Source organism: Paenibacillus radicis (ex Xue et al. 2023), from assembly GCF_024722015.1.
Lineage (GTDB): Bacteria > Bacillota > Bacilli > Paenibacillales > NBRC-103111 > Paenibacillus_S.
Genome location: NZ_JANQBD010000010.1, coordinates 240,180 through 265,375, shown reverse-complemented (window position 1 = coordinate 265,375; position 25,196 = coordinate 240,180). Strand labels below are relative to the sequence as shown.

General features: G+C 46.2%; 11 protein-coding genes. 2 read left to right on the top strand and 9 right to left on the bottom strand.

Annotated elements, in window-relative coordinates:
- Positions 1-16: 16 nt before the first annotated feature.
- From NV381_RS15855 to NV381_RS15840, 4 genes are all read right to left on the bottom strand, one after another.
- Positions 17-1,741 carry a cache domain-containing sensor histidine kinase gene (locus NV381_RS15855; RefSeq protein ID WP_258214256.1) on the bottom strand — a complete coding sequence of 575 codons (1,725 nt, stop codon included), beginning with the start codon at positions 1,739-1,741 and terminating at the stop codon, positions 17-19.
- Between the two features lie 136 nt (positions 1,742-1,877).
- Positions 1,878-3,524 (bottom strand): extracellular solute-binding protein, encoded by a 1,647-nt coding sequence (locus tag NV381_RS15850; protein WP_258214255.1) that lies wholly within the window; start codon positions 3,522-3,524, stop codon positions 1,878-1,880.
- 107 nt (positions 3,525-3,631) lie between these two features.
- A complete protein-coding gene (locus NV381_RS15845) occupies positions 3,632-4,504 on the bottom strand; it encodes a carbohydrate ABC transporter permease (RefSeq protein ID WP_258214254.1) in 873 nt (290 codons plus the stop codon).
- A gap of 51 nt (positions 4,505-4,555) precedes the next feature.
- Positions 4,556-5,518 (bottom strand): ABC transporter permease, encoded by a 963-nt coding sequence (locus NV381_RS15840; protein WP_258214253.1) that lies wholly within the window; start codon positions 5,516-5,518, stop codon positions 4,556-4,558.
- Between the two features lie 216 nt (positions 5,519-5,734).
- On the opposite strand from NV381_RS15840, the gene NV381_RS15835 reads away from it, so the two are divergent.
- Complete coding sequence (locus tag NV381_RS15835; RefSeq protein WP_258214252.1) at positions 5,735-6,331, top strand: sigma-70 family RNA polymerase sigma factor; 597 nt, start codon at positions 5,735-5,737, stop codon at positions 6,329-6,331.
- A complete protein-coding gene (locus NV381_RS15830; RefSeq protein ID WP_258214251.1) occupies positions 6,309-7,319 on the top strand; it encodes a hypothetical protein in 1,011 nt (336 codons plus the stop codon). The genes NV381_RS15835 and NV381_RS15830 overlap by 23 nt, the downstream gene beginning before the upstream one ends.
- A 633-nt stretch (positions 7,320-7,952) precedes the next feature.
- Here NV381_RS15830 and NV381_RS15825 read toward each other — a convergent pair.
- The 5 genes from NV381_RS15825 to NV381_RS15805 all read right to left on the bottom strand — a co-directional run bounded on the left by NV381_RS15825 (position 7,953) and on the right by NV381_RS15805 (position 24,910).
- Entirely contained in the window at positions 7,953-15,341 is a 7,389-nt protein-coding gene (locus NV381_RS15825; protein WP_258214250.1) for an S-layer homology domain-containing protein, read from the bottom strand.
- Between the two features lie 312 nt (positions 15,342-15,653).
- Positions 15,654-15,848, bottom strand: coding sequence for a GyrI-like domain-containing protein (locus NV381_RS15820; protein ID WP_258214249.1), 195 nt, complete (start codon positions 15,846-15,848; stop codon positions 15,654-15,656).
- A 49-nt stretch (positions 15,849-15,897) separates the two neighbouring features.
- Positions 15,898-16,290, bottom strand: a complete 393-nt coding sequence (locus tag NV381_RS15815; RefSeq protein WP_258214248.1) for a hypothetical protein — start codon at positions 16,288-16,290, stop codon at positions 15,898-15,900.
- A gap of 121 nt (positions 16,291-16,411) precedes the next feature.
- On the bottom strand, positions 16,412-19,420 hold the full coding sequence (locus tag NV381_RS15810) for a glycoside hydrolase family 2 TIM barrel-domain containing protein (protein ID WP_258214247.1): 3,009 nt from the start codon (positions 19,418-19,420) through the stop codon (positions 16,412-16,414).
- 753 nt (positions 19,421-20,173) lie between these two features.
- Positions 20,174-24,910, bottom strand: a complete 4,737-nt coding sequence (locus NV381_RS15805; RefSeq protein WP_258214246.1) for an S-layer homology domain-containing protein — start codon at positions 24,908-24,910, stop codon at positions 20,174-20,176.
- Between the last annotated feature and the right edge of the window lie 286 nt (positions 24,911-25,196).

Below are 25,196 nucleotides of genomic sequence, written 5' to 3'. Positions count from 1 at the left end.
ATCCCTCCTAACCGGTTTAGTTCCCGGGAAACTTAGCTGTAACGCATGTGCCGCGGTCCGGCTCGCTGCTAATTTCCAGCCCGTAGCTCTCACCATAATTCAGCTGTATTCTTTGATGAATATTGATTAAGCCGATGCGTTTGCGGTTATTCGGTTTAGCAGGGCGGCCGGGCAGCAATAGTTGTTCAAGCTGTTTGTTAGTCATACCCGCACCAAAGTCCTGCACCTCTACTATAACGTGCTCACCCACGCGTGAGGCTTTTATAATAATTTGACCAGAGACCCTTCCGCCTCGATAGCCGTGGAACATGCTGTTCTCTACTATCGGCTGCAGCAGCATACGGAATAAGGGAAAGTCATACAGCTCATCTTCAATCTGCTCCACGATCTCAAACTGGCTGCTGTACCGGATATTTTGAATAAAAATATAATCGCGCACATTCATCAGCTCATCGCGCAGTGTTACCTTCTCAGCTACGTCTCCAATGCCGTATTCCAAAATTTTGATCAACGAACGGATAATGGGGTCCACTTGATCATGCATACCCAGTCTAACGACATTGCCAATGGAGCCTAGCGTATTATAAAGGAAATGAGGATTGATTTGCGACTGAAGAACCTGAATTTCCAGCTCCCTCTTCAGCTCCTTGTTGCTCCTCAAGCTTTCCACCAATTCATTAATTTGCTTAATCATCAGATCAAAGGTTCGCGACAGCTCCCCAAACTCATCTTTACGGTCCATAATAATCGGAATATCAAGGAAGCCCTGCTTGACCAGCTTCATCTTGGTCATTAAATTGCCGAGCGGTTTACGGATAAACCTCGTTATCAGGCCTGCTACCGCAGCGCTAAGAAGAAGTCCAATGGCCAGCATCCCGAAATAATAAGGCTCAATATGCTGCAAGGAACGCTTAGTTAAGGAGTCGTTATACAACGAAATAAGGGTCCAATTAAAATGTGAAGCCGGATACTTGCGCGCCGTCCAGTTCTGATTGCTGCCCGATTTGAACTGCATCACATTGCCGCTGCGGCTGAGCAGCTCTTTGGACGATATGTCACCCAATTGAAAGGTGTGATCTTCGAGGTTCAACTTGCCTGCATCCCCCAAACTCCCTGCAATCATGCTTCCGCGCTCATCCATAATTACGATGCTGACAAGATCATCACGATTAATTTGCAGCAACGTTTTCTCCAAAGCTTGAAGATCCATGTCTAAGGCTGCTACAGCAGGCGGCTGCGAGCCATGTAAAAAGCGGGTTAGCGTTACCGTCCAGCCGGACTGCTTCGATCGATAGGGCAGGCTCACCAAGGTTCCTACTTTATTAGCGGCGGCCTGCTCAAGAAAGGACCGTCTCTCCGCATTAGGATTATCGAACGCAGGCGATAGAGGACTGCCCCCGACACTGCTCGTGTCTTCTTTTATAATGTAAACATTCGTTATGGAATTAAAATTCAAATTGTACAGCTGCTGGAGCTGCGGTTTCATCGTTTCAACGGTATCCGTTTCGGGAACATAGGAGGAGTCTATGGCCGATAATATCGTTTGAAGGGACGAAAAGCTGAGCGTAACGTATTGGTCAACTTTAGAAAGCATTTGGCTTATAAAAAAGTCATTATTCGCCCTCACCTCATTCTGAATGAACCGGTAAGAAAGCTGGCTGACCAAGGTTACCGTACCGAACATAAACAAGAAGCACAGGGTGAACAATTTGAAAGGCAGGCTGCTGAAACGAAAGCTCATCTCTGATCCCCCTGGGCTTTTTCTTATAATAATAAGAGACTTCCGGCGCTTTCGCCAGCCAGTCTTTCATACAAAGAACTTTCATACAAAGAACGAGAACCACGAGGAATCGTAATCCCCGCGGCTCGCTCACTTATTATGGCTTAACACCTGCGTCATTTAATTGCTTCAGCACATCTTCTTTGTATTTCTTGTAATTGAACTTGGTATCAAGCGTGTTGACATAATTGTCCCAATTGCTAATCGGTTCCCTGCCTACAATGAACTTAAGCAGAGTTTCATTGACATATTTGATACGGTCATTGTACAGCGTGTCATTAGCGTCCACCAGAACGTAAGGGTTCACTTTATTCGGTTTGATGTACTTAAGATTAAGTTTATTGTAGCCATCTGTTTTATCGTTGGTAAAATTGAAGTACAGCGCATCATTCGAGCGACGGGGAAGGAAGTAGTTCCCCTGCCACTGCCATTTCTGAACCAGGTCCTTGTTTGCCATATTTTCTTTTAATCTCGCTGGCTTACCATCTACCATATCCCACATAATGCCTTTTTGACCATATGAGAAATAAGGAAGCGCCTCTTTATCCGCATACCAGTATTGCAGCAACGACATTACCCGCTTCAGCTTTTCCGGATCTTTAGCGGCTTTTTTGGAAACGGTCCATGAGTTGCTTTGGAATTGTGAGAAACTAACCCACTGGTCTCCATGTGGACCTTTCATCGGTGGAATGACGGTCCATTCCGGTACCTCCCCTGCTACATCCTTCATCTTTTGCTGTGAGCTAAGCTCCATCGATCTCCAGTCTCTATAAACGATTCCGTATTTACCGGTTAGCATTTTCTTCTCCAATGCAGTGACATCATTAGTCGTTACCCAGTCCGGATCGACCACATTGGCAGCGACCATTTGATTCATGTAAGCCAATGCTTCTTTCATACGCGGGTCCGTATTATCAAATGTAATTTTACCATCAATACTGTCAACCATATTAGGCACGACACCAAACATCATCATAATGGCATCCCAGCCGAAGCCGCTGTTACCGGGATAGCTGAAATTACCGTCCTTCAAAATCCCTGTCGCAAAACCATACGTATCGTTTTTTCCGTTCCCGTCAGGATCTTTCTCTGTAAAGGCTTTCATTACATTTAACAATTCCTCGGGTGTAGTCGGTACTTGAAGATTCAGCTTTTTCAACCAATCGTTGCGAATCCACCAGCCATTAATGCCGTTAACAAGCTCGTAACCTGGCATACCTATCGTTTTGCCTTTATACTGCATAGCGCTCCAGGCCTCTTTATCAAATCGGTTGTACAGCTCAGGATAATCCTTCATGACACTATCCAAATCAGCCACAATACCTTGGTCATAATATTGGACAGCAGTCAACCGGTCGGTCATAAAGATCAGGTCAGGAATATCGCCTGAAGCAACCATCGTGTTCAGCTTCGGCTTGATTTGATCTGCTGGAGGCACAGTCATCTGCAAATCGATATTAACGGCCTTCTCCAGCATCTGCCGCAGCGGGTCGTCTTCCCTATTGCTAGGCGGTTGATTGTTCGGACTAAATCCACCCGCATTATACATCGTAATCGTCATCTTCTTGTCAAAATTGGACGCAGCCGGTGCGCTGGTTGAATTTGAGCCGCCTGTACCCGGTGTAGTTGCAGCTCCCGTCCCTGTCGATGTTCCGGAACTGCCATTTCCTCCGCATGCCGATAACAAAGCGCCGAAAATCAGCATCATGGAAACCGTCGAGCCTACTGCACGCTTGCTTTTCATAGTGACCTCTCCTTTATTTTCATACTGTTTATGGTACCAGCTCAAGGCGTCTATGCGTTGAAACCAACCCGCGGGAAGACTCCCTCACCAGAATAAACCTGCTTAAATCAGCCTTTGACGGCCCCGATCATAACACCCTTGGTAAAATGCTTTTGAATAAACGGATACACACATAAAATCGGTACTGTCGATACGATAACGGATGCCATCTGAATGGCCAAGGAACTAACTGTCGCATCATTAATCAGTTCCAGATTTTGTTGGTTTTGTGAGCTTAGCAGTATATTTCTCAAAATAACCTGAAGCGGCATTAAGCTCGATTTGTTTATATAAATTACAGCATCAAAATAACTATTCCAGTGGCCGACTGCATAAAAAAGACCTATAGTTGCGATGGATGGAAGCGAAAGCGGTAAAATAATTTGGACCAGCACCTTCAGCTCTCCCGCCCCATCAACCTTCGCCGATTCCTCCAATTCTACCGGCAGCTGCTCGAAGAAGCCTTTGACCACAACCAGATTAAAAACACTTACCAAGCCTGGAACGATAAGGGCCCATACCGTATTGGTCAGCTCCAACGATCGTACCACGATATAAGTTGGAATCAAGCCGCCGCTGAACAGCATCGTAAAGACAACAAACATCAACAGCCCACTTCTTCCAGGCAACGCCTTTTTGGACAAAACATACGCACCCAGCACGGTAAAAACAAGATTAAGCATAGTCCCGACAATCGTACGAAACAGAGTGATCTGATAGGCGCCCCAAATTCCTGAACCCCCATTGAAAACCGACTTATAGGCGTTAAAGGTTATTTGCTCCGGGATGAGCACGATGCCTCTTCGGATAACCTCGGATTCCGGTGTGATAGAGATAATAATGACATAGAGGAATGGAAACAAGGTTAGAACTGCAATCAGAGAAAGAACGATATAGATAGTTGAACGGCCTACTTGTTGGCCGAATGAAAGCTTGTTCATGGTGCTCCCTCCTGAGAGTTTCGTTAGATAATAAGCTTGGCAAGCATCGTCTTACCATATTTGTCCGTCGAATTTTTTGGCGAGTTTGTTAGCGGACAACACCAACACGAAAGCTATGACCGATTTGAATACCCCGACAGCTGTAGCCAAGCTGATCTGCATTTGCTCAATCCCTTGACGGTATACCCAAGTATCGATAATGTCTGATTTGTCAGCATTAAAAGTGTTGGACATCATGAAGATCTGATCAAATCCTGCGTCCAAAATACTGCTGAGCCGGATGATAAGCAAAATGATGATGACATTACGAATCCCCGGCAGCGTCACATGCCACAGCTGCCTCCACTTCGAGGCACCGTCCATTCGGGCCGCTTCATACAGACTAGGATCGATTCCCGCCAATGCGGCGAGATAAAGGATAGCTCCCCAGCCTACCTCCTTCCAAATATCGGAGCCAATAATAAGCGGACGAATCCATCCGGGCTCGGTCAAAAAGGAAATCGGTTGAAAGCCGTACTGCTTCATTAGCAAATTAACGAAGCCTTCCCCCGGCGACAACAGGGCAACCATCAAGCCGTAAGCGATAACCCATGATATAAAATGGGGCAAATACGTTACCGTTTGAACGCTTTTTTTGAACCAGCCTACCGTAACCTCATTGATTAGCAGAGCCAAAATGATAGGCGCCGAAAATCCAAACAACAGCTTGCCAAGCGAAATGGTGATCGTCGTGTTCATGATGTCCCAGAAATAAACACCATTAATGAAGTTCTTGAAATTATTAAAACCTACCCATGGACTATCCCAGAAGCCTAACCCAATGTTGTAATTTTTAAATGCAATGACAATGCCAAGCATTGGAATGTATTTAAATACGACAAAGTAAATTAGTTCGGGAAGCAGCAAAAGATACAAAATTTTAAAACGCATCACGCGTCTCCAGCTGTTGTACAGCTTGGTACGCAAGGAGGGTTTAGGGACGTCTGCTGCTGTTGCGATTGAGTTCATCATCATCACCTGTGCATTCTAATTTTTCTTGATGTAATCATCATAAACGACAAGCGCAAGGCCAGCCTCCAATATTTTATTGAATTACTCCAATATTTTGTGTTCTGGGAGGGTAACTAACAGCCTTATGAGCCTTATGATAGACTGAAAAAAATGAACTTTTTATGCTCATGGAGCCAATATAGGTTGAACATGTCATTCAGAAAGGAGAAACAGTCGACTATGACAGAAGATGAGCTGCATGAATGGATCGGAAAAGTGAACCAGGGCAATAAAGAAGCGTTTCGAGTGCTTTACGAACAGAGCAAGCAGCATGTGTACCATACGGTTTCATTTCTGGTCAGCAACAAAAATGATGTGTGCGATGTGGTAAGCGAAGTATATGTACAATTGTTCAAAGCGCTGCCCGGCTACAATTTTCAAAAGCCTTACCGCTCATGGTTAAATGGCTTGATCATCCGACAAACGCGGAGCTGGAACCGGAAGCTCTGGAGACGATTCAGAATAATCAACCGCAGTAAGCTTCTTGAGCCGTTAGAACCTACCCCGGAGGATATGGAACAAATTCATTTAAGAAATGAACAAGGCAGCGAGCTAGCCGAGCTGGTCCAAAAGCTTTCCTACAAGCACAGTGAAGTGATCGTATTAAGGTATTTTCAAGATTGCTCCTTTGTAGAAATTTCTGAGCTTCTCGGCATTCCGCTCAATACCGCCAAATCGAGACACCGTGTTGCTTTGGAAAAGCTGCGTAAACAAGCAAAAAATGTGATGAAAGAAAATGAGGAGGCGCTGCTCTATGTCCATCGAAAATCAACTTAAGCTAGATTTGAACCGGACTGCCGGAAAACGAAAGTACCCCAGTGAACTTGATGATCGGATTTACCGCTTGTTTGATAAGCATTGGGAGAAAAAGGGGCCTTCTTTTATTAAACCATGGCGAAAAAAATACGGCAGTATCGCGGTATTGGCTGCAAGTCTACTGTTGTTCTCGGGGGTTGCTTATGCTTCAACCTACCTCTACAATCTGCATGCAAATAACATAAGCATAGAAGTATCCGCGGAGCCAAATTTGCAATTCTCACAAGCTCAATTGAATGAAATCCAAGCTTCCATTCATGAGGTCAGACAGCAGCTGTCTTCGGGCGAGTCCGCATTCGTCTATATTAACGAGCTGGATCGAGTAAAGCTTCCTGGGGCGCCGACGGGTATGGGCTTGACCAAGGTGAATCAGCCGAAGTCATATACAGATATCAGGCAGTGGAAGGAACTAGTGAAGGTGAATTTCGCAGGCGTCAAAACTCCGGAGGAGCTGCCGAAGGGCTTTATATTCAGCAGAGGAGAGCTGGAGAGTCCGATAGGCATGTTGGATGCCGCGAGCATGGCGAAGTATTACAAGCCGTTGCAGCAACAAGCAGCTGCAGCCAAGCAAAACATGGCATGGCAAAAGGCCTCAGCTCAGGATAAGGAGGCTCCTAATGATTTTATTTCGGAATCGCCACGTCTGGTTTACATAAATAACAGCCGTGACCAAATCGAGATCAGTTATTCAGTTGTGCCCTCATCAGATAAAAATACGGATATGAAGATCAAGACCAGCACATCATCTACTGCAGATCATGTCAAAGTTGCCGGAGTCGATGCTTACTATACCGTAAACAGCAACAGCTTTTTGAGTGAAACCGGTATAGTTAAGGATATTAATTGGTTAGAGCAGCAAAACGGGCGCACCTTAATTTATCACGTTACTTCGCCATCCATAAATGTCAGCAAAGAGGATCTGCTGTTCGTTGCGAATCATATGAGATAGGACTGTCACTTCCGAAAGTGATCAGGCTTACTCGTCGTTGCGCCGCTTCCTTACTTCCCTAAGTCGTTATTGATAGCAATGCAGGTGTTCCATGTACAGTTAGCTTCGCTATACTTTTAGCGCAGAGATCACCTACATATAATCCTAAACAACACGTCAGTACTGCAGCCACAGAAGCGAACGGCACTGCGGAAGTAATTGTTCCTTTATCACCTGAAAAGTCCAAAAAACAGAGTGATAAAGGAACAGCCCGTTCCGTTATCACTCTGTTTTTGTGCGTAAATGCCCGATTCGACCAACATAACGGAATTTCCACTTCCGCTAGCGCCCCAGATTGGCGGCGGCAGATGGAATAGCGGAACTTTCAGTTCCGTACAAAATCCTCCAGGACTCATCGCTGCTATCCCTATAAAAATCCTTCTTGATCATGGGGTGCATTAAAGATCTTAAGCTCTAATGTAGCTCAAATCTAAGCAAGGTAGGCAGGTTACTCGCTCATTTTTCATGTCTTGCGAGATAATAGGGTATCCTCGGCACTTATATTAGAAAGGGTATTCTACTTTAGTACTGTAGGGCACTTAAACTTTCTTGTAATTGAAGAAAGACCGCCAAGCTTGGCGGTCTACTTGTGAATCAGTTAATAAATTGTAGCGCTTGCAGCATACGCTTCAGGATTGTGGCAGCTTGTGCACGTGTTGCAGGCTCATTCGGCGCGAAGGCGTTGTCCGACACTCCTTGAATGAGGCCGGCGGTCAGCGCTTGCGAGACGGCTGCTCTCGACCAGCTGCCGATATCTGAACGGTCATCAAACCGATTCAATACCGTGTTGTCGGCCTGGATTTCCTTGTCGCCGACCTTCATCGCCCGAATCATCATCGCCACCATTTGCTCGCGAGTAATGTTCGCGCCTGGCCTGAAGGTACCGTCTTCATAACCGTTGATCAATCCCGCTTTATTGGCTGTGCCGATAGCTCCGGCGAACCAGTCGCCCGGTTGTACGTCACGGAATCCATCTGCCTTCACTTCAAGCAATCCAAGAGAACGAACCAGCATGGCCGCAAACTCAGCTCGTGTAATGTTGATCTCCGGCGTAAACTGCTGGTCGGTTGTACCGTTTATGATCCATTTGTTCGCCAGAAGCTCGATATCCGCTTTTGCCCAATGCCCTTGCAAATCGGCAAACGATTTTTCGGATTGGATGACCGTGTAGATACTGTTGTGCGGCGAATGAATCGTAATCACGGTTGAACCGTTCTTCGTTGTTATAGTGGCTGGAACGAAGTGCGGTTGATTGCTCGAATCCATCCATACTGCCGTTACCTTGCTCGAGTCTACCGTTGTCCCTAAGCTAATGGTTCGATTGACATATACACCGCCGAAGTCACTGATTTCTTTACCGCTGACCCTGATCGTAAATTCGATCGGGTTTGATATCACTTGCTTCGCGTTCAGGTTTTTCACCGCTGCATCTATATCGGCTCCGGCTTTACCTGATACTTCAGAAATCGTAACACTTACTGTCGAGTCCTTGGGAATGTTTTTAAACACGCTCACAGGCAACTCATACGTTGTACCATTCGTTTGAATTTGAATAACCGTGCTGCTTAGCTTGCTGATCGCGTTTAGGATTGAATTGCTTGGCAGCTCAACGTTAACCGCGAAGTCGCTTCCCTTTGCTTCGATCCTAACAATCGGATTCAATAAAGCTTTATCCAGCTTATCAGCGTCCACGATCACCTTCGTTACCGTCTTTCCATCCGCTGTTGTTTCTTTGGTTACTTTTGCATCTTTTTCAAGATCAATGGTACCCGTGTTGCCGGAAGAATCGGGTGCTGGTGCCGTAGCATTTCCAGCCCCTGTTGAGGGTGCCCCCGTGCTGCCAGATCTCGATCCCGAGCTGGTAGAATTCGTTCTAAAATTAACCATCGGTCCGTAAACACTCCGTGTTCCATCGGAGTCAATCGCTTGGATTATATAAGTATAATTGCTGTTTGGCGTCAAACCTGTCAACTCATACATTTGAACATTTCCAAGCGACGCAATTTCCGTATAAGTGCTGTCAGTTACACTATAAATCTTATACCCGGATAACCCCCTGCCAGCTTCTGCTGCGGTCCAAGTCAGAGTTGCTGTTCTTGGTGTCACACCAGAAACGGTTAAACTAGAACTACTTGGCCATGTAGGCTGTGTGACCGTAACCGTTGCTCTAGCCTTAATGGAAGTACTCGCAACGGCTCCTTGAACTGTAAAGCTTCCTGCCGATGCATATTGGGATGCGACAATTTGATCCCAGGTTACAGCAAGCTGTCGGGTTGTGTCATTGCTGTAAACTGCGGTTACAACCGTTGGCAAGACAGGTGCTGCTCCTGCTTTTGTTGTGATGCTTATCGGCTGAATGTTTACAATTACAGGAACAGGGATATCCGCTGCCGTAACTGTAATGTTTGCCAATGCCTTATAAGTTGTGCTCGTAACGGTCCCTTGAACCGTAAAGCTTCCTGCAGATGCATATTGGGATACAGCGATATTGTCCCAGACTACACCAAGCTGTTGGGTCGTGTTATTGTTATAAACTGCGGTTACAACCGTCGGCATAACAGGTGCTTTTCCTGCCTTTGTTGTGATGTTTTCCGGAGTAATCCCAATAATCACTGGAAGTACTTGCGGGTCTCCCGGTAAGGCCGGAGCGGAAATCATAAACTTACGGGAATACGGGTCTGTTCCTTTAGACCTTACGGTGATTTGGGTCAGGTCCGTTATGTTGACCGGTATCGTATAGCTCGTTGTACCTTTCGGTAAATCGGCTAGTACCGTTGTGCCATTATAAACCGTGTAGCCTTCGCTTAAATCATTGGAATCCCATTTCAGATTTTTAGCTGAGACGCCGACTTCAACTCTAAGATTCTGTGGAGGGCGCGGCGCATTAAACACTTGAACTTGAGTAAGGCGTGGAGGCCCTGTCAGATCCGTGCCCGTATTGCCACCCGATGCGTTCTCCACCGTTACCTTAATATATCTGGAATGATAGGTGTTACCAAGGTCTATAGGGTACGAACCATCTTCTGTATCCGTACCGCCACTAGTGTTGCCGGTAGCGTACGTATAACCTTGGGCCGTCCGTTTATCCACTTGTTTAAATATCATAGCGTCAAAATCTGCAGCCGCTGTATGGTTTGCGAAATCATCCGATACATAAACGGTCGCACCTTTTAACCTGTTGGATTTTGCAAATAGTCTCATTTGGCTAAAATCCATGGCCTGACCAAGGTCTATGACGAAGCTGCCCTTTCTATCTCCATCGGTACCTAGCCATGAATAATTTCCAATTTGATTCAGACTGGTGACGTTGGTTACAGCCCATTTGGTCGGGTCTTGCAGGACACCGTTAGTCAGTTTGTTGGCATTACCGTATTCATTCGTATTTGCAGATTGCATCTGGATCAGGTTGGCGCCTACTGTCGGGCCTACGTTATACGCTTTTTTATTAAGCGCAAGGTTAACAGAGGATACACCCGATGCCGCCTTGCCTATGGTGATGTCGGCAAGCTGAAGCTCAGCGTCATATGCAGAGTTGGTACCGTTAGCGGAGCTGCGGTAAATGCCCCACTTGGGACGCTCATATTGATCAAAAGTAGCTGGATACTCCGTCTCAAAGCTGCCGGTTCTTTCCGGTCTTCTCCATAGGTCTTTGACACCGTCGCCTGCACCTTGATTGGCAAACGCTTGATAAACATCCGGGCTGTCAAAGGTGTATACCTTACCGGTGACCGTATCTGTTATTTTCACGGTGAGCCAGCCGCTATCGGAAATAAGGGCGTTAAGCTCAACCTTGATCCAGTGGCCGTCGATTTCTTTTAGCGGAATTTTCAAAAGGGTTTTATCGCCGTCATATCGGTTATGATTCACTACAAGATCCCTGCTGGTCGTTCCGGAAATCGACATAGCGACAATGTAGGCGCCGTTCTCACCTCCGGTGTTTCCGCCCGGCAATGTATCAGCCACTTGGGCATTCACGGCCTTCAACTGGAAGATATGCCTGAAGTTCGGCTGATTCCACTGATTGCCGTCCGGAATATTCCAGAGCCAATTATAGGAAACCAAGTCGCCTTCATAGGCTACAAAATCACCGGTTGAATCTTCGCTTGGGCGAATTTCAACCCTTTGCCTGTCCGTGGTAGCTGCGCCGTCAACAACATAGCCTAAATTCCAGTCAAACACACCTTTGTGACCATACTCTCCATCACGAGTTTTATCCAGGAATTCATTGTTCAAGCCTCTGCCGTATTCAAAGATCTTGAACACATTTTTCTTCAATGTGTTGTCCCAAATGCTCTGGATATGGTCATCGGCCGCAGTAGCCCGAGGCTGATCCCCGTAAAAGGCGTGGTAAGCGTCTCTTATCCTCTTGGTCACGCCTTCCACCGATTCGTCAGTTCCCATTGCGCCTCCCAAAATGTTATATGGAGATACGCCTTCAATTGCATTCATCTTGATTGTCTTGGTATTCCCTCCATAACCGCGCGCTGTTACATCCAATGCGAATATGGAGGGGTCGCCGTTGTTAAAATGAAACGTAAATTCATTGGTGCCAAGCGGCAGTTTGGCCAGATATGAGGGTGCCAAAGTAACGGTATTGCCGGATAACGAGTAATCCGTACCCAGCCGAAGCGTAGTGCCGCCTTTGATTATGCTCGTAAGCGTCTGCCCGCCAGCAAGGTTTATTTGGGTAGATATAGGCGAGGCCTGATCCCACGTACTGTAGGTTCCCTTAGCCGGTACCAGTGCAGTTGCGTTTGTTACCGAATCCTTGCCGTAAATAGCCAAGCCGGATATACCCATCAACGATTTGTTATCATCTGTGCGCTTATCACGAGGGCCAACCAGTACCGTGTTTACCATCACATACCGGGCTGTAAACGGGTATAAGAAAGTTTTGGTATCATAGCCCCATTTTTGTCCGTTATAGGTTACATAAGACCACAAGCCTTCCGTTTCCGTACCGCCGGCGAGCATCCAGCCATTAGCTTTCCAGTCATAATTGTCCGCCTTAACAGGGCCGGAAGCCACAGGCGCACTTGCCCAGGATTTGGGGTCATTGGAGTAATACACCTCAAATCTTGTTGCATTGCTTTGAATATTAGAGATGATGTTGGGGATTTCAAGGTAAAGCTTATCTATCGTTTTGGGAGTGCCTAAATCAAGGGTTAATGCCAAGGAGGATGGCGAGTAGTTACTCATATACACATCCGAGTTTGAATTACGCCAATATCCGCTGCCGCCTGATTTCAAAGCATCTACCCCCGGATGATCGGAAGCTTCTGAACTCACCTTGATATTCACGCCTGCTTGCGGTGTAAAACGGGACGGTGCCAACAGACTGACAGAGCCTGAAGGTATACCAGGTGCATCCGATACCGTAACCGTGCAAGTTTGGCTCAAGCTCCCAAAGCTTGCGGTTATCACGGCCGTACCCGCGCTTTTACCCGTCACTACACCGTTCGTATCTACAGCAGCCACTAAGGGATTGTCCGATGCCCATGTTATTTTCTTTTCCGGCGTTTCTCCAGGCAATGCTTGGGCTTGAAGAGACTCTGTTTGGCCTACCTCAAGACTAAAGCTATTTTTGTTAAGGGTTAATGAACCGAGAGACTCTCCAAAAACTCTGAATACATTGCTTCGTATTCCAACACCGCTGCCACTGGGTTTACTTTGATTAACATCGGAAACGAGCAGCACATATTGAGCCGCAATCGGTTTGTCCAAAGTTAGATCAACCTTTTCGTTATTAGCAAGAGGTGTCGTCTTCCCTGCTCCCGATATTGGAATCCATGAGGCTCCAAGTACAGTCTGAAGCGGCTTTTCCGTTCCCTTGGTACTGGTAGAAAAGTTATTGCCCTCCACAAGCTCATCATAAGCGGCAGCATCATTGGTGTAGTACAACTGGTAATTATTCAAATAGCTGCTGTTATTGGTCCATTCAATTTGAATTTTGCTAACTTCTATTTTCTTTTCCAGCTGTACAGCCGCCCAATATTGATGATTGCCTGCATCCGGGGTAACCAGCGAGCTGTTTGCCTGCCAATAATTGGTTGTTTCATCATCAATAAAGTATTCTTTGGGGTTACTCGTTCCTGAAGAGACAACCTTTATTTTAGCCCCTGGAGTTACCGCCCAGTTTTTATAATCAGTAAGGGTGACCTCAATGTAGGGCTGAATATTTTGCGTGTTCGTAATCCCTGTGCCGTTAAATTCACCATAAATCTGATTTATACCCGTGCTATTTGGCTGATAATTGGCCGGATTCCAGGTTACGTTCACCTTCTCTGTTTTCCCTGTGCTCAAGGTAGCATCAAGCTGTGAAGGTAAACCTAAGCTGCTGAAAGCAGCACCTTTGGAAGCCGTAATCCCACTCGGCCTTGCCCATGCCACAACATTCTTAGGTTGTACATTGGGATTCCAGCCATCAGGAAAAATGTAATGCTCTTCATCCCTTTTGATTAAGTGAACATCGGCCAGATACATGGTTGCGGCTTGGAATTCATCTGCATAGGCCGCGTCTCTCTCACCATTATACAACCCCCTATAAAGCCCCCATTTGGAACGGTTTTGCTGACCTGATTCTACAGGCAGATCACCTCTTTCGTCTCTCCCTGTTGTTGGATTTTTCACTTCAGGGCGTCTGTATGTTTCTGCCGTCATGCCGCCTTCGAACATCACGGTATCTGTTTCCAGATCGACTAGCTTACCATAAACATAACCTTTATCGGCTGTTAAAATCGTTACTTCCAAATCAAGCCAACGGTCAACTACCTTGTCGAATGGAATCGTGAACAACGGCTTTATTCTGTCCGCATAATTGCCGTCAGGATTGTTCCTGAATTCAAGCTGCCCCTTGCCTCCGCTTGAAACCAATGTAAGGGTAGTCACCGGTTGTCCAGCCGCGTTGCCTGCAACTTCTTTCAACTGAAAAATATGCCAAAATCGATGTGGTTCAATAAAATCTCCGGCATGCTTATCGCCCACATCATGCTGAAACCTTAAGGTTTCCGATGGGAGCATAAACCTCCAGTGATGGGTCATAATGTCGCCGCCCACACTATTAGCAGCAATATTGGCTGCGCCCGTGTTGCTTTTAATCTCCAGCCTCTGCCGATCACTATTGACTGCGCCGCGATCTCCATCATCCCTGCTTACACCATCCGGGGTAACAAAAGGTAAAAATTCGTGATAGCGCAAAATATCGGAATTGAGTTTACTTGCGCCATGTACATTGGCAATTCCATATTTCGTTAGAGCATTTAAATCATTTTTACCTATGGTCTGCAAATACATATTATCTCCAAGCCATGATTCATTCACTGTCGAAGCCGCAGGATAATCTCCTGAGCGTTCATAGACGGATTCCGACCATGCTTTTCCACTGTAAGAAGAGGGCGTGCCTGGACCTTCTATAGAACTTGTAGTACTGCCGTTGCCGATTTTAGAGGCGCCCATAACATCCCATGCGTTTTCGCCTGCATGAATATTTAGCGGTGAAAAATTGTCATTGGGTCCCATAGGGCCCGTTATATGAGGCACAACATTATCAACACTAACTGTCACCGTATATTTTTTACTGTTGCTGCTGTTATTCTTATCGGCCACTTGCAAATAATACAACGTAGTTCCGTTTGTTGAAAATTGGTCCATTTTGGCATCACCTTTGTTAATGCCGCTGGCAGCAAAGGAAATAGCCGTAGTTCCGTTGCTCCTATAAAGTGTCGCAGTAGCGCTTGGGTTTGTTGTTACATTCAACATCTGGTATAAGGTGCCATAGGGCAAAGATATATGAATGGTTGCAAGGCTAAGATCAACTACTGCGTTTAGTGGCTTGTTCACCTTTATTTCCAAAATACCCAAGCTGTCTCCCGGCGCTGCATGAACTGTGGATGATGGAAAAATAGATAAGTTAAAAAGTGAAAGTACAAGTGCAAATATAAGAACCAGGCTTACTATCTTCTTCAGAACTTGTTGCTTAAGCATCTTAAAGCCTCCTTTGAGCATCACTCATATTCAAGGAAAATTGTGTGTCAGCTTCCTAATGACGGGAGCTTCTTGCTTTCAAGTGCTTTTGGCATCGCTTCCAATACTTCTTCTTAGGATCCTCTCCTCCCCAGCAACGATTTTATAATTGTAAAGTAAATTTTTACTTCCTTATATGGAAAAATTTATGTTACATGTTGTTTTATTTATCATTCGTACAAGTAGGCTACTATCCACATAGAGCAATAACAAAAATAGGCTGTCAAGGGATATCCCTTAACAGCATGTATTTTTATGACTTGTATAGCTGGTTTACTTTAGCTCTCTTACAGGAAGCCGCAGGATCGTCTTAAGTACCGTCGGGTCAACCTTACGCGGATCAGATAAATAGATTTCATGATGCAAGCCGCTTTGCACAAGTTTCTTCGTTTCCATAAACGCATGAATTTGGTTTATCGTCTCCGGTTCCGTAGAATAAGGACCTACATGCATCATCTGTACGGACATTCCCTCCTCCATAGCTTCAAATGTGACATGTTGAAGTGTGTCCATCCCTTTATTTTTTGGCTATTGTTTGCCTCCTTGCATCCTCAATTTGATCTGATTGAGCAAAATCCGGCAGCCGGATGAGCAGTTTCCAATGCCATTCTTCCCTCGGGACTTCGAGCGCGTTTTGTTCGGATTCGACCCACCATAACCCCTCTAACTTGGGTACCGTAAAGTCGCACCCATCGGCTTTGCATATGGCTTTCACACTGTAGGCCAGCTTGTATAATGCTTCCGTAGCACGTGCAAAGATTGGACTGTCCGGAGAACCCTTATCCGTAACGGCCAAATAGGTCAGCTTAGGCAAGGTTACTATCTGCGGATGATTAGGAGCTGTATAGTAGGTCTTATCTGTTTTCGCTAAATCTAACTTTGAATTCAATTGAATGGCTGCGGCTTTCATGCATTTACCTCCTGTTTAAGCTTTTATTTGCTGTATATCCTTCTGACCGGAATCTCGTTTCATTATTATATATAAACAACCCTGACAGCTGTCTGTCAGGGTTGCTTGGATCTATTGCCGTTTATTCATCCTCTTTAAACAAAGGTTTGATGCTCAGCTGAAATTCGAACTCCGTCTCATCCAAACGGTACGGCAGCAACAACTCCGGTCCGCATGAATTGGAGCCGACTCCGCTCATTTTATAATCAAGATAGACGATTGTTTCCTTCCGCTTCACTAGCTTGTGGGCATGCGGAGCAGCTGTCAAATCTTCGGGTGTGTAGTGCGCAGCATTAAAGGAAAAAGCATCCGGGCCGGAGAACTTGAGGCCCATACCCTGCTCATTGGTAAGGATAGCCCATTCCGTTCCGTAGCGGGACCCGTTTTCCTGCGGCATGATGTAATTCTCAAACATTTCATCAACCGTCAGCAAATATTTGCCTTTTTTAACACTTTGCCGCTTATCTATGTAGCTTTCATGCGGTCCCAGACCGAAGTACTCCACCTCTTCCGTTCCCCGGGGCATCGTAAGCTGCAATCCAAAACGAGGTAAAAACACCAGCTCTTCTCTTACCTTAACCTTCACCTGGAGAGAGATCTCTCCTGAAGCATCTACCCGCCAGAGAGCTTGTCCGTGCAAAATCGGACGTTTGATATATCCGCCTAATGAGAAATCTACGGCAAATTCCACAATGCGATCCGATTGCTGTACAAGCTCAGCCCGGTATACATGGGTAACCGCTCGCTCATATCCTTCATCCATCCATTTATGCTTGACGTTACGGTCGTTATCCGTAGGGGCTCTCCAAATGCTGAAAGCAGCCGGTGCTTGAATCATATCCACGCCATGCTTGGAAATCTTAGTAAACGTTCCGTCGTACAAATCAAAGACATGCAGGAAGTCAAAGCCTTCCACAACCACCTTATGTCCTTCTTGCTCCACCCGGATAGCAGACAGTACCGGGGATTCTTGCTCCGTGGTCTTGGCAACCGGCAGCTCAAATTGTTCAAATGTGATTTCGTGTCCAGCCTCGGCCCATGGAGTATCACGCTTTAGGTAGCATGACAAAGTAAGAAAATACCGGCTGGATGATGCTTTGGGCAGCTCATACGGAATCGCTATCGTTTGAGTGGTATGAGGAGCCAAGTCCGTGCTGCCGATTTCACCTTGCTGATCGGTACGGCCGTCCTTCTCCACCTTCCAGCTTATAGAAACGTGAGATAAATCGGTAAAATCGTACAGATTGGTCAGTTTAACCGAGCCTTCGACCAAATCATCCGCTTCAAACCGAATGGGCGCCATAACTTTTTTGAGCTCCAACAATCCTGTATGCGGCTTTCTGTCAGGTGAAACGAGTCCGTCAATGCAGAAATTGCCATCGTTCGGCTTATCCCCGAAATCACCGCCATACGCGAAGTAAGGCGTTCCTTCTTTCGTCTCCGTTCGGATACCATGATCGCACCATTCCCATACACATCCGCCCATCAGCTTCGGATATTTATAAATGACGTCCCAGTAATCCTTCAGATCCCCGGGGCCATTCCCCATAGCATGGCTGTATTCGCACAAAAATAATGGCTTCGATGTACGGTCATCCAAAGCATAATTTTCAATGTATTCAACGGATGCATACATGTGGCTATCGACATCCAGACATTCCGTATTCGGATTGCCGTTGTATCTCAAGGCTGCTCCCTCATAATGGACAGGTCTTGAGGCATCTCTTACTTTGGTCCATTCTGCCATAGCTATATGGTTGACATCATACCCCGACTCGTTCCCCATGGACCACATTATAATGGAAGACTGATTTTTATCCCGCTCTACCATACGTTTGGCACGATCGACAAAGCTTTCCCGCCATTCCGGATTTTTGCTCAGCATATGAAAATCCCCTGCCCGTTGAACGCCATGGCATTCCAGATCAGCTTCATCCACAACATAAAAGCCGTATACATTGCAAAGCTCCAAAAACCGCGGATCATTCGGGTAATGCGAGGTTCGGACTGTATTCACGTTATGCCGCTTCATCAGCAGCAAATCTTTGATCATGTGGTTGATTGAAATTGTCTGCCCGAGCTCGGGATGAGAATCGTGACGATTGACCCCTTTTAGCTTCACCGCTTTGCCGTTAATGGTAAATACACTGTTAATAATTTCAACCTTCCTGAAGCCAACGGAAAAATGCAGCACTTCCTTGCCGCTATATAGGTACAGATTGTATAAATAGGGCTGCTCGGCATTCCAAAGAACAGGATCGTCAATCTCCAGCCGCACTGTGCCTTTACCGTCAACAGATGCTTGTCCTTCGCTTATTTGAGCACCTCTGTCGTCCTTCAATTCAATCTTAACTTCCGTCCGGCCAGTTGTTTCTATCTCACAGTTAACTGCAGCTTTACGGAAATCGGCCGACAACTCTTGCCTGTTAAATACATCTCTGATATGAGCATCCTCTCTAGCCAGCATATACACATCTCTAAAAATACCGGAAAATCTCCATAAATCCTGATCCTCCAAATAAGTGCCGTCACACCATTTCAGCACCATTACCGCCATTCTGTTTTTACCCGTGCGCAGATAAGGAGTTAGATTGAATTCGGCAGGCACACGGCTTCCTTGGCTATAGCCGACAAAGCTTCCGTTGATCCATAAATAGAAGCAGGAGTTCACGCCTTCGAATACTACATAATTTTGCTTGCCTTCCCATTGGGCGGGAAGATTAAACTCCCTTACATACAATCCAGCCGGATTTTCGTTAGGAACAAAAGGAGGGTCGCACGGAATCGGATAATTTACATTCGTATAGTGAAGCTGATCATAACCGTTTACCTGCCAGCAGGAAGGTACAATCAAGTCGTCCCAACCACTGACATCCGTTGTTTCTTCATAAAATTCGTCCGGCACCTGTTTTACGCTGGGATGGTATTGAAACTTCCAGCTACCATTCAATGTTTGGTAATACGGGGACCGCCCCCGCTTCTTCGAGAAAGCGCTCTCACAATCACGGTAAGGAATATAATAGGAGCGGGGTTCTTCCCGATTTACCTGGAGAACATTTAGATTCTCCCAATGCTTATCGATCTTAATCACGTGCCACTCTCCAATCTTATTATGGTATAAACATATTTATATTTTAAATGATCCCCATTTAGTTTTCTATCAGACAATATTCTTTAAAGTATAACTATATTCACATAGTGCTTTTCCAACGCACGCGAATCCTGGGCGCGCGTTGCGGCATTGCATGGCGGTCGGTCGAACCCCACGCACGCCCCAGCGGTACTTCTTGCTTGTAAAAATAACCTTCAAGAAATGTTGGCCCTTTTATGTGCAAACTCATACGTGTGTGGGGAGGGGATCCGGTGTGGGGTATTGAACGCTCTTGAAATCGTGTTCCTTCAAAGCTACGGAGGTGGCGTGTCTTCATCCCCTTCAGCGCTGCAATCACTCGCTTAGACGGAAGTAAGGTGCGCTATTTCATTGTTTTCACGTTATTATTTAACTGAAACGGAACTAGGATCACTTATTTGTTTAAAATAGGACATTTCAGTCTATTAAAGTCGAAATAACGTATCGTAGTTCCGCAGCTTCATGAAATGTGCTGAGTTTTCAAACAATAGAGCATTGACGTTCCGTTAGTCAGCAGCATTCATGTTAGACGGATCCGAAGACATAGCGTAGGATGGATGAAAATGTTCATCATGTTCCCACACACAAGAAAGCCTTCCCTATAGTGTAGCACCTCACTTTAGCGCTGTAAGGCAATTAAACTTTCTTCTATGTTAAAAAAAGGGAGAAAACGAGCATCCCCGTTTTCTCCCTTGTCACCGTTCCCATATTTGATTAAGGTTGAACATGCTGCAGCATTCGCAACAGGGTTACCGTCACTTCCGCTCTTGTCGCGTTATGATTTGGCGCAAACATATTATTCGCTTGTCCGCTTACGATTCCTTGTTGAGACGCAGCTGCGATTGCGCCTTTGGCCCATACCGGAATGGAAGCATCGTCGGCAAAGCCTGTCGCAGACAGCCCTTTATCAGATACCTTGAGCGCACGCGCTACCATCACCACGATTTCAGCTCGTGTTACTGGTCGATCAGCACGGAACGTGTTGTCCTCATACCCTGAGACCAACCCGATATTCACTGTCCGGCTCACGCCTTCCAGAGCCCAATCCGGAATTTGACCAGCATCGGAAAAAGTCAGCTTCGCGCCATTCCCTTGCAGCTTCAAAGCTCTGGCTAGCATCACAGTGAACTCAGCGCGAGTGATGGTGCCGTCTGGACGGAAGGTTCGGTCCGCATACCCATCGATAATGCCCTTATCAAATGCTTCCTTGAGTTTAGATTCCGACCAGTGGCCTTGGATATCCGTCCAATTGTTTTTCGGCACTTCGTTTTTAGGATTTGGGAGTTCATGGTCTACAGCTAAAACGGCGAACTTGGTGAAATGATCCACCGATACGGTTACTGTATCTCCACTCACTGTTCCGCCAACCTCAATCCATTGCTTGTCTTCTTCTTTGTAATAGAAAATCGCCACCTTCTTATTACCGGCTTGCGTGACATCATATTTCAAACTGAGGGTTACCGGCTTCAGGAAATTGCCGCTGACATTTTTGAGCAGCTCAAAAACCGGACTAACAAATGACATCTGCTTAGGTTTTAAATTATCACTATTCATAATTTTTTGTAAGGTGATGTTCAGCACCTCGGTCGATGCGCCTGCCGGTACAGTCAGCTTAAACTCTTCGCCCAAATTCACGCTGCCAGAGGCTCCCGCCGGGATTGTAGCGCTGCTTTGGCTTGTGGAAGCTGCTGCCGATCCGCCGCCGCCTCCACGACTAGGGCGATGAGAAGCTTCTTCTTTTTGGGCTGTAAACTTGAATGCTGTCAAAGAGTGAGCCGGGAATGTGTAGGTTAGCCCATTGGAATCAGCGTTCAATGTACTGACCTGAATATCGACCGCTTTCGGATTAGCATCCGTGTTATACGTAGCATGGGATACGGAATTCAGAGACCATACTTCTGCAGTACTTGCCGGTTTATAGCCGGATAACTGCACACTAGCTGAAACATCATCCGATTCATCCTGGTTCAATACAGTTAAGTAAACATCGCTGCCTTTCTTGGATGCAACCACCTTTAATTTATTTAAAGGCTTGCCGTTATAGCTCGTTCGGGATGGATTATTGTCGATCTTCGCATCTATTTGTTTATCCCCCGTCATATGGGTGAATAGCTTAAACATCTTCGCCGAGGCCGATTGCAAATAAGTTTGGCTGGAGAAGAGTGCAAGGTTGCCAGCAATATTGGAGCCCTTAGGACCATCGACAAAAAAATCAACCAGAGAATGCCGCTGAGCTATAGGCAATCCCATATCAATAAAGCCCATCTGCATACTAGCCGTGTATAAGGCGCTGCCCATTGATAATTGATAGTTTTTCGTACCGTTAGGCCCAGTTGGATCAATTAAACCGTGCTCGCTTGGAAAAGGATAAACCTTGCTGTTGCCCGAGCCTTTAACCATGGCCTCCTGCAATGCGCTGACTTCTTTGACTTTCGCTTCAGCCTCTTGCATTATCCCTTCATAGTAATGATCCATGTTGCCAGTAGGTATAACAGCCGTTCCTTCCCCAAAATTAACATAGGAATAGGGATGAATGACCATACCATCGTATGGAACCTTATTACCGAACTCCTGGATAGCTTGGGCATCATACAAGCTGCTGTAAATCTTGATCGAAGGATCTACCAGCTTCATCTGCTTGTAATAATCTTTAAACCCGTCGTGCGTGCTCTGGTAGGAGATCGTTATTATGCTTCCGGCAGCAGGAATGTTGCCATTTACCCCATCGCCGAATTGAATAATTCCTATGCGTTCATCTAATACGTACACATTTTGGCTGCCGGCGCCTTGAAGAGAATTAACCTTAGTCCACGTTGTACCCCCTACTTTGATGACACCCGTCGCCGGATTGACCGGCGCATACTTAACGTATTTCACCTGATTGGGTTTTCCATCACTCTTGGAAGCAGGCTCTCTCCAATCATCAATAAGGCCGACCTGCTGATCTGTGATTGCAACCGTTCCTCCATTAATATACAAATTACGGTATTCGCTCTCAGGCTGACCCTCCATCCAATAGCGCTCACCGGGATACCAGGTTTGATTTCCTATTTCAAAATGCTTTACATTGTAAGGCTCAAGATGCCCATTCTGAGCACGCTTCGCCGCCCATGGATGCTTACCATCGTTAGGTGAGTTGTAATATTCCACCAAATCGGCAGCATCCTGAGCATTGCCAACTCCGATCCCGTAATCGATCACAAGCGTGGCCCCCTGCTTTTCCGCAAACCTAGCTGCCTCGTCATAGCCAAAAGTCGCCGTTTCCGGGGCGTTACGATTAATGGTTCTAACCTTTTGACGGTCCTCCAGTGGTCCTATTGCCCTTTTCCAATGGAGTGTATCGGCGGAAGTCCCTCCCGGATAGCGAATTGACTTTAACCCCACATCGCCGTATTGCTTATCAAATTCCGGAAACACTCGGTTGTTCACGGCATCCCACATGTTAACTCCATTGCTGTAGTAACGATGATTGGTTCCGAAAATGTCGGAGTTGATGTCGCGTAATACTTTACTTGCATCCAGTGAAATTTTCGCAGCTGGCCCCCCATCCAATGTAAACTTGAATGCTGTTAGGGAATGTGCCGGAAAGGTGTAATTTACATTGGACGAAGTTACCGCCATCGTTTTCTTTTGAATATCCACGGCATTGGGATTGCTGTCCGTATTGTAGGTTGCATGGGTAACCGAATTTAAAGTCCATACTTCCGCTGATTTTGCAGCATGGTTGGCCAGTTGCACTTTGGCCGTTACTTGATCCGATTCATCTTGGTTCAATACCATCAAATACAAGTCATTTCCTTTCTTGGAGGCAACCGTTTTTAATTTATTGAGTGATTTACCATTGTAGGTCGTTTTGACCGGATTGTTAGCGATCTTGGCATCGACTTGTTTGTCACCGGTCATATGCGTAAACATTTTGAACATTTTGGCTGAAGCCGATTGCAAATACGTATCGCTGGAAAGCAGCGCCAGATTATTGCCAATCGTCCCCATATTCCGCTCAGCCTTGCGGTAGTCGATCAAGGAATGCCGTTGTGCCAGAGGAATCCCCATATCGATGATCGACATTTGCATACTTGCTGAATACAGCGCATTGCCAAGCGATAGCTGATAGAATTCAGGACCGTTATTGTCCAGCATACCGTGCTCGGTTGGAATGGCGTATAAATTGGGGTTGCCGGTAGCCGCTACCATTTTATTGGTCAATGTTTGAATGTCATTGATTTTACTTTCTGCGTCCAGCATAAAGGTTTCGTAAAATTTATCCGGGTCGTTGTAAGGAACCGCCGGACCTTGACTGCCATTAAGGAAAAATGCAGTGTACGGATGGATGACCATGCCGTCATAAGGAATGGTTTTACCGAATTCGGAGATCGCTTCGTCTTCATACATATTACTGTAAATTTTGATCGACGGATCAACCTGTTTCATCAGCTTGTAATACTTATCGAAGCCGTCATGCGTCGTTTTGTACGTAATCGTGATGCGGCTGCCTGATGCCGGAATGTTGCCGTTCACGCCGTCCCCGAATTGAATGACTCCATTCGGTTCATCGATCGTATATACATTTTGCGCACCCGCGCCTTGCAGCGTGTTCACCTTCGTCCAGATTACATCATTTGCTTTAACCACACCGGTGCCCGCATCGACAGGCGCATATTTCACGTACTTCTTTTGATTAGGCTTACCGTCACTGTTGGCCGCAGCAGTCCTAAAGTCATCGATCAGCCCGACGCCCTGATCCGTAAATTTCACAGTTCCTCCGTGAACATACAGCTGCTCAGGCGATTTATCGGATTCACCGCCCATCCAATATTCCATCCCCGGAAGCAGGAAAAATTCGTTGCCGATCTCAAAATGCTTCACGTTATACGGTTCCGGATGGCCATTCTTCGCTCGCTCTGCTGCCCATGGATGTTTTCCATCGTTCGGTGAGTTAAAATATTCGACCAGATCCGCCGCATCCTGCGCATTGCCCGAACCTGCTCCGTAATTCATCACAAGCGTAAGGTTGTTCTTCTCTGCGAATCGGGCCGCTTCGTCGATTCCATAGGTCGCCACCTCAGGCGCGTCCCTGTTGATCGTGCGGACTTTGGTCCGTTGCTCGATCGTTCCGATAGCCCGCTTCCATTGCAGCAGGTTCCCTGAAGTGCCTCCCGGGTAGCGGATCGACTTCAGGCCGATGTCGTCATATTGCTTCTCAAACTCGGGAAACGCACGGTTGTTGGCCGTATCCCACATATTGACCCCATTGCCGTAATATCGGTGATTCGTTCCGTAAATATCCGGATTGATGTCACGCAGCACCTTACCCGCATCCACTGATATTATCGCAGCCTGTGCCGGCGCCGTTTCTGCTGCTTCAGCGGTTGTCATACCTAATCCGCCAAGCATGGATGTACACATTACAAATGCGGTGAAGCCGCTCAACATCATTTTCGCTTTGTGCATGAACTGGATCCTCCTTAAAGTTTATAGAGCAGCAAAATACCGCTATGTCCTTAATCTTAAAGGGGATTGCTCATTTTGTTTTTCCACATCTTCGGTAAAATTATCCATATTTTCACCAATCTTATGCTGCATCCACGGTAGTGTTGAACAATAGCGGAATCACTCTTCCTCAATCACTTGAAAAGCAAAAAAAACAGAGAATTAACGGAACAATTACTTCCCGTCTCTCTCTGTTTTTGTACAAAGCACGCCTATTCGCCCGCCAACATAATGGAATTTCTTATTA

Excerpts from the sequence above, each read along its gene's own strand:
- NV381_RS15855 (WP_258214256.1), bottom strand. The coding sequence starts at position 1,741 with ATGAGCTTTCGTTTCAGCAGCCTGCCTTTCAAATTGTTCACCCTGTGC.
- NV381_RS15850 (WP_258214255.1), bottom strand. The coding sequence starts at position 3,524 with ATGAAAAGCAAGCGTGCAGTAGGCTCGACGGTTTCCATGATGCTGATT.
- NV381_RS15845 (WP_258214254.1), bottom strand. The coding sequence starts at position 4,504 with ATGAACAAGCTTTCATTCGGCCAACAAGTAGGCCGTTCAACTATCTAT.
- NV381_RS15840 (WP_258214253.1), bottom strand. The coding sequence starts at position 5,518 with ATGATGATGAACTCAATCGCAACAGCAGCAGACGTCCCTAAACCCTCC.
- NV381_RS15835 (WP_258214252.1), top strand. The coding sequence starts at position 5,735 with ATGACAGAAGATGAGCTGCATGAATGGATCGGAAAAGTGAACCAGGGC.
- NV381_RS15830 (WP_258214251.1), top strand. The coding sequence starts at position 6,309 with ATGTCCATCGAAAATCAACTTAAGCTAGATTTGAACCGGACTGCCGGA.
- NV381_RS15825 (WP_258214250.1), bottom strand. The coding sequence starts at position 15,341 with ATGCTTAAGCAACAAGTTCTGAAGAAGATAGTAAGCCTGGTTCTTATA.
- NV381_RS15820 (WP_258214249.1), bottom strand. The coding sequence starts at position 15,848 with ATGTCCGTACAGATGATGCATGTAGGTCCTTATTCTACGGAACCGGAG.
- NV381_RS15815 (WP_258214248.1), bottom strand. The coding sequence starts at position 16,290 with ATGAAAGCCGCAGCCATTCAATTGAATTCAAAGTTAGATTTAGCGAAA.
- NV381_RS15805 (WP_258214246.1), bottom strand. The coding sequence starts at position 24,910 with ATGCACAAAGCGAAAATGATGTTGAGCGGCTTCACCGCATTTGTAATG.